This window comes from Pseudomonas sp. SDO5591_S426 (genome assembly GCF_054070755.1).
In genome coordinates, this window is sequence record NZ_JBSVXD010000262.1 from 1 (window position 1) to 6,313 (window position 6,313).

Below are 6,313 nucleotides of genomic sequence, written 5' to 3' on the forward strand. Positions count from 1 at the left end.
AACCTGTGTATGCGGTTTACCAGATAGACCGCAGTGCCTGAATTTACGACTGCTACGCAGCCGAACGCAGGCTTCGCCAGCTGCTACAAATTTTGTGTCAGGTCAGAACTTGAACGCCTGTCGTCCTACCAGTAACCATTTCCCATCCTGCTTCTGCCAGATCTGGAAGTTCTCGATCTCGGTGGGAACCACTTCCGTACCCTTCAGCGCCTGAGCCGAGAAGTGATGGCGGACCAGCGCGACGTCGCCGGAAACGGTGATGGTCTGGTTCTGCATCTCAAGGGTCTTGAACGCGCTTTTGCCGGTTTCGATATCGGCGATGAATTCCTTCTTGTTCTGGATCTTGCCGCTGGAATGCCCGTAGGTCAGGCTCTCGGCGGTCAAGGTCTGAAGCTGCGTGATGTTCTTGTGCAGCATGGCGTCGGTCAGATGATCAACGGCTTGCGCAACATCTTTGTCAGGCGAAGAAGTGGCGGCGGCGACGTAGCCGCTGAACAGGCAGAGAAAACCAATCAGCACTTTGACTTTTTTCATGGGTGTTTCCTTGTTGTTGTAGGTTGTCGTACAACCTAGCAGATTTCTCCTGTAATGGAAGACGCAGGGCAGTGGATTGATGGCGGGCGGCAGCTACCGCAGGTCGTAAAAATCGCAATACATGGGCACAGGCTTTCAATAAGTACGCGGATCAGTCGATAACCTTTTCAGCAATCAGACTTTAGTCGACCGACGAACGTACGAAGAGAGGAACCACAGAGTGTCCATAAAACTGCGTTTACTGTTGTTGATCGGCACAGGCGTGCTCACTGCCTTGATCATGGGGCTGGTCAGTTACCTGGGTAATGGCCAGATGGGGCAAGCGGTGCAGGACAATGACGTCGGCATGAGCGCGCTGCGCAATCATCTTGAAGCGGACATGATGCACGACGCCCTGCGCGCCGACGTGCTGTCGGCGATGCTGGTGGGCTTGGACAAAAGCACCAGTAGCAAGGCCGAGGTGCGCAGTTCCCTGGAGGAGCACACCGCGCATTTTCGCGAGATGCTCGGGGAGAATCTCAAGCTGCCGGTCGATGACTCCCTGAAAACCGCGCTGAACCAGATCAAGCCAAGCCTCGACACTTACATCAGTGCCGCCGAGCGCATCGTCAGCCTGGCCCTGGAAAATCCCGATGCGGCGCAAAAGGAACTGGGCGCCTTCAATAGCGCGTTCAGCCAACTGGAAGACCGGATGGCGGCCCTCAGCGAGTTGATCGAGAGCCACACGCAACAGACCAGCCAGGGCACGGCGCAGGCCATCAGCAACGCCAACTTCACCGTCGGCGGTGTGCTCATCGCCAGTCTGCTGTTGCTGCTCGCGTTGGGTCGTTCGGCAATCGTCAGCATCATGGGCCCATTGCAGACCGCCAGCCGTATCGCCGACAGCATCGCCCATGGCAACCTGAGCGAGCCGATTGTCGAGACGCAGCGCAACGACGAAGCCAGCCAGCTGATCCGCAGCCTGGCCACCATGCAGCGGGATCTGCGCGGCATGATCGAAGTGGTGCGCAGCAACGCCCATGGCGTCAGCGGCATGAGCGCGCAACTGAGCAACGGCTGTCACGAGGTCGCGGGCAGCAGCCAGCAACAAAGCGCCGCCGCCAGCACCATGGCCGCCGCCGCCAGCGAAATGACCGCGAGCATCGAGGAAATCACCCGACACGCCGAGCGTGCACTGGACATGGCCAATCAGGCCGAGGCACTGGCCAAGGATGGCGGACGGGTGATCCATCAAGTGGTCAACGACATGGACGGCATCGCCCGTTCGGCGCAGCAGTCGGCACAGGTGATCCGTACGCTGGACAAGGAATCCGAAGGGATTTTCAGCATCATCCAGGTGATCAAGGGCATTGCCGATCAGACCAACCTGCTGGCGCTCAACGCCGCCATCGAAGCGGCCCGCGCCGGTGAGCAGGGCCGTGGGTTTGCCGTGGTCGCCGATGAAGTCCGCAGCCTGGCCGGACGCACCAGCGCCTCGACCCAGGAAATCGCCACCATGGTCGCACGCATCCAGCAAAGCACTCGTGAAGCGGTGATCAGCATGGAGGAGGGCGTGGCTCAGGTCGATAAAGGCATGGCCGTGACCGCCGATGTCGAACGCGCCATCCGCGAAATCCTCGAGGCCACGCTCAACACCACGCAACTGGTCAACGACATCAGCCGCACCATCGGCGAGCAAAGCCTGGCCAGCAACGAAATCGCCCATCAAGTGGAGATGATTGCCGGCATGTCCGAGGGCAACAGCAAGGTGATCGGGCAGACGGCTTCGACCACGGATGAGTTGTCGAGTCTGGCGGGGCAGTTGTCGCAGTCGGTGGATCGGTTCAGGCTTTGAGGTGTGGCTGAAAAGATCGCAGCCTTCGGCAGTTCCTACATTGGAATGCGTTTCCCTGTAGGAGCTGCCGAAGGCTGCGAACTTTTGACTTTAAAGATACTTATCCGTCACCGCCCCCTCCGAAGCACTGGAAACCGTCTTCGCATACTTGGCCAACACCCCACGCTTGTACTTCGATTCCGGCCGCACCCAGCGGGTCTTGCGCTCGGCCAATTCAGCATCGGACACATCCACCGTGATCTGCCGGGTTTCCGCATCGATGGTGATTTTGTCGCCGTTCTCGATCAGCGCAATCGGCCCGCCATCAAAGGCTTCCGGCGTGATATGGCCCACCACGAAACCGTGTGAGCCACCGGAAAAACGCCCGTCGGTGATCAGCGCCACATCCTTGCCCAAGCCCTTGCCCATCACCGCCGAAGTCGGCGAAAGCATTTCGCGCATGCCCGGCCCACCCTTGGGCCCTTCGTAGCGAATCACGATCACTTCGCCGGGTTGCACTTCGCCGTTGAGAATGCCTGCCAGCGCACCTTCTTCACCGTGATAAACCCGCGCCGTGCCTTCAAAGCGCAAGCCTTCCTTGCCGGTAATCTTGGCCACCGCGCCGGTGGGCGAGAGGTTGCCGCGCAGGATGACGAGGTGTGAATCCTTTTTGATCGGCCGGTCGAAGGGCAGGATCACGTCCTGGCCATCGGGGTAGTCAGGCACGTTTTCCAGGTTTTCGGCCAGTGTCTTGCCGGTGACGGTCATGGCGTCGCCATGCAACATGCCGGCCGCCAGCATGCGCTTCATCAACGGCTGAATGCCGCCGATGGCCACCAGCTCGCTCATCATGTATTTGCCGCTGGGCCGCAGGTCGGCGACCACCGGGGAAATCTTGCCCAGTTCGACGAAGTCATCCAGGGTCAGCTCGACATCCACCGCGTGGGCCATGGCCAACAGGTGCAGCACGGCATTGGTCGAGCCGGCGAGGGCGATCACCACGCGAATCGCGTTTTCGAAGGCCTTGCGGGTCATGATGTCGCGTGGTTTCAGGTCGAGCTTGAGCAGCTCCATGACCTGCTGGCCGGCGCGGAAACTGTCCGAGGCCTTGTCGCTGCCGACGGCGTCCTGGGAGCTGGAACCCGGCAGGCTCATGCCCAACGCTTCGATGGCCGAAGCCATGGTGTTGGCGGTGTACATGCCGCCGCAGGAACCGGGACCGGGGATCGCCACTTCCTCGATCTGCTTGACCTGGATTTCGCTGATGTCACCGCGCGCATGCTGGCCCACGGCTTCGAACACGGAAATGATGTCGGTGTGGCCGGCGCCGGGGCGGATGGTGCCGCCATAGACGAAGATCGACGGCCGATTCAGCCGCGCCATGCCGATCAGGCACCCCGGCATGTTCTTGTCACAACCGCCCACAGTCACCAGCCCGTCGAAGCCTTCGCAACCGGTCACCACCTCGATGGAATCGGCGATTACCTCGCGGGACACCAGCGAATATTTCATGCCTTCGGTGCCGTTGGCGATGCCGTCGGAAATGGTGATGGTGTTGAAGATCACGCCTTTGGCGCCGGCAGCATTTGCGCCTTTCTCGGCTTCGATCGCGAGCTTGTCGATGTGCATGTTGCAGGGCGTGACCATGGCCCAGGTCGACGCGATGCCGATCTGCGGTTTCAGGAAGTCTTCGTCGGTAAAACCCACCGCTCGCAACATGGCCCGGGCGGGCGCGGCTTCGACGCCGTCGATCACTTGGGAGGAGTACTTGCGCAGATAGTCGTTATCGCTCATGACGATGCACCCATTGAGGCAAACAGCATCAGTATAGAGGCCCGGCAGCGTGTATCCGGACTAACCAGTCGGGAACAGACGCGCGGGTTTGTCGTGACGTGATATTCTTTACGCCAACTTGGTTTGACCTATTCAGTTTTCCTGTCCTTGAGACGGGCGAACAGAATCACTGTCGCTCAAGTAGCTGAAGCCAAAAAAGATAAGAAGTCAGTTCAGTAGGGACATATAACGAGGGTCGATGCATTCAATCGGCCTTGTGTGCCCAGCCTGCGATTCGAAGGTGCCAGAGCCCGTGATCTACCGTGAAACACGGGGCTGCGTGCGTAAGAATGGAAGGGCGGATGGCGTTTTATCATAGGTGCTACAGATGTTTAAAAAAGTGAACACGGCCCTGCTGGGGTTGGCGTTGTCGTTGGGGATGACGACGGCCCAGGCCGAAGAGGCCAAAAAAGTCGATGTACTGCTGATTGGTGGCGGCATCATGAGCGCGACCCTGGGTGTGTGGCTCAATGAGCTGGAACCCGGCACTTCGATGGAAATGATCGAGCGCCTCGACGGCGTCGCCCTGGAAAGCTCCAACGGCTGGAACAACGCCGGTACCGGTCACTCCGCCCTGGCCGAGCTGAACTACACGCCGGAAGACGACAAAGGCAACGTTTCGATCCCGAAAGCGGTTGAAATCAACGAAGCCTTCCAGATCTCCCGTCAGTTCTGGGCCTGGCAGGTTCAGCAAGGCGTGCTGAAGAACCCGCGTTCGTTCATCAACTCCACGCCGCACATGAGCTTTGTGTGGGGCGACGACAACATCAAGTTCCTGAAAAAGCGCTACGAAGCCCTGCAAGCGAGCCCACTGTTCGCCGGCATGCAGTACTCCGAAGACCCGGCTGTGATCAAGAAGTGGGTCCCGCTGATGATGGAAGGGCGTGACCCGAACCAGAAAGTCGCGGCCACCTGGAGCCCGATCGGCACCGACGTGAACTTCGGCGAAATCACCCGCCAGTTCGTTGCCCATCTGCAAACCACACCGAAATTCGACTTGAAGCTGTCCAGCGAAGTGCAGGACATCACCAAGAACGACGACGGCACCTGGCGCGTCAGCTACAAAAACCTGAAAGACGGCACCAAGTCCGAAACCGACGCCAAGTTCGTGTTCATCGGCGCCGGCGGCGGTGCATTGCACTTGCTGCAGAAGTCCGGCATTCCTGAAGCCAAGGAATACGCAGGCTTCCCGGTAGGCGGCTCGTTCCTCGTGACCGAGAACCCGACCATCGCCGAGCAACACCTGGCCAAGGCCTACGGCAAAGCCTCCGTCGGTGCACCGCCGATGTCGGTTCCACACCTGGACACCCGCGTGCTGGACGGCAAGCGCGTGATCCTGTTTGGCCCATTTGCGACCTTCAGCACCAAGTTCCTCAAGGAAGGTTCGTACCTGGACCTGCTGACCACCACGACCACGCACAACGTGTGGCCGATGACCAAGGTCGGCATCAAGGAATACCCGCTGGTCGAGTACCTTGCCGGTCAACTGATGCTGTCTGACGAAGACCGCCTCAACGCCCTGAAGGAATACTTCCCGAACGCCAAAGCCGAAGACTGGCGCCTGTGGCAAGCGGGCCAGCGCGTGCAGATCATCAAGCGTGATGAAGCCGCTGGTGGCGTGCTGAAACTGGGCACCGAAATCGTCGCTTCGCAAGACGGCACCATCGCCGGCCTGCTGGGCGCTTCCCCAGGCGCATCGACTGCCGCACCGATCATGCTGACCGTGCTGCAGAAAGTCTTCAAGGACAAGGTCGCGACCCCGGCGTGGCAAGAGAAGCTGCACCAGATCGTGCCGAGCTACGGCACTCAGCTGAACGGCAATCCTGAAAAGGTTGCGCAGGAGTGGGCCTACACCGCCAAGGTGCTGGAACTGACTCCGCCACCGGTGATCGGGCAGGTAGCTGCTCCGGTGACTGCGCCGGCTGAAGCGCCTAAGGCACCGAAAGAGAATGCTGCGAGTGATATGGCGTTGTGATCCGGTTGCTTCACCGTTGAGGTGAGGCGCTTGGATTAGCTGATCCGCAGAAAAGAAAGCCCGCTGACTGGTATCGGTCAGCGGGCTTTTTGTTGACCTTCCTGTAGGAGCTGTCGAGTGAAACGAGGCTGCGATCTTTTGATCTGTGCTTTAAAAGA

The 6,313-nt window shown here is 59.6% G+C and carries 4 protein-coding genes and 1 pseudogene; 3 read left to right on the forward strand and 2 right to left on the reverse strand.

Going from position 1 to position 6,313, the window contains the following annotated elements; all coding sequences use genetic code 11:
• Window positions 1-102: 102 nt before the first annotated feature.
• Window positions 103-534 (reverse strand): nuclear transport factor 2 family protein, encoded by a 432-nt coding sequence (locus ACW9JC_RS27940; RefSeq protein ID WP_457459074.1) that lies wholly within the window; start codon window positions 532-534, stop codon window positions 103-105.
• Between the two features lie 220 nt (window positions 535-754).
• On the opposite strand from ACW9JC_RS27940, the pseudogene ACW9JC_RS27945 reads away from it, so the two are divergent.
• Both ACW9JC_RS27945 and ACW9JC_RS27950 read left to right on the forward strand, forming a co-directional pair.
• Window positions 755-1,510, forward strand: a pseudogene (locus ACW9JC_RS27945) (MCP four helix bundle domain-containing protein); the annotation flags it as partial.
• 132 nt (window positions 1,511-1,642) lie between these two features.
• Window positions 1,643-2,368 (forward strand): methyl-accepting chemotaxis protein, encoded by a 726-nt coding sequence (locus ACW9JC_RS27950; protein ID WP_457459080.1) that lies wholly within the window; start codon window positions 1,643-1,645, stop codon window positions 2,366-2,368.
• Between the two features lie 90 nt (window positions 2,369-2,458).
• On the opposite strand, the gene ilvD is transcribed toward ACW9JC_RS27950, so the two are convergent.
• On the reverse strand, window positions 2,459-4,141 hold the full coding sequence (gene ilvD / locus ACW9JC_RS27955) for a dihydroxy-acid dehydratase (protein ID WP_457459076.1): 1,683 nt from the start codon (window positions 4,139-4,141) through the stop codon (window positions 2,459-2,461).
• Window positions 4,142-4,508: 367 nt separating this feature from the next.
• Between ilvD and mqo the strand changes: the two genes are divergently transcribed.
• Window positions 4,509-6,155, forward strand: a complete 1,647-nt coding sequence (mqo, locus tag ACW9JC_RS27960; RefSeq protein WP_457459078.1) for a malate dehydrogenase (quinone) — start codon at window positions 4,509-4,511, stop codon at window positions 6,153-6,155.
• Window positions 6,156-6,313 lie beyond the last annotated feature (158 nt).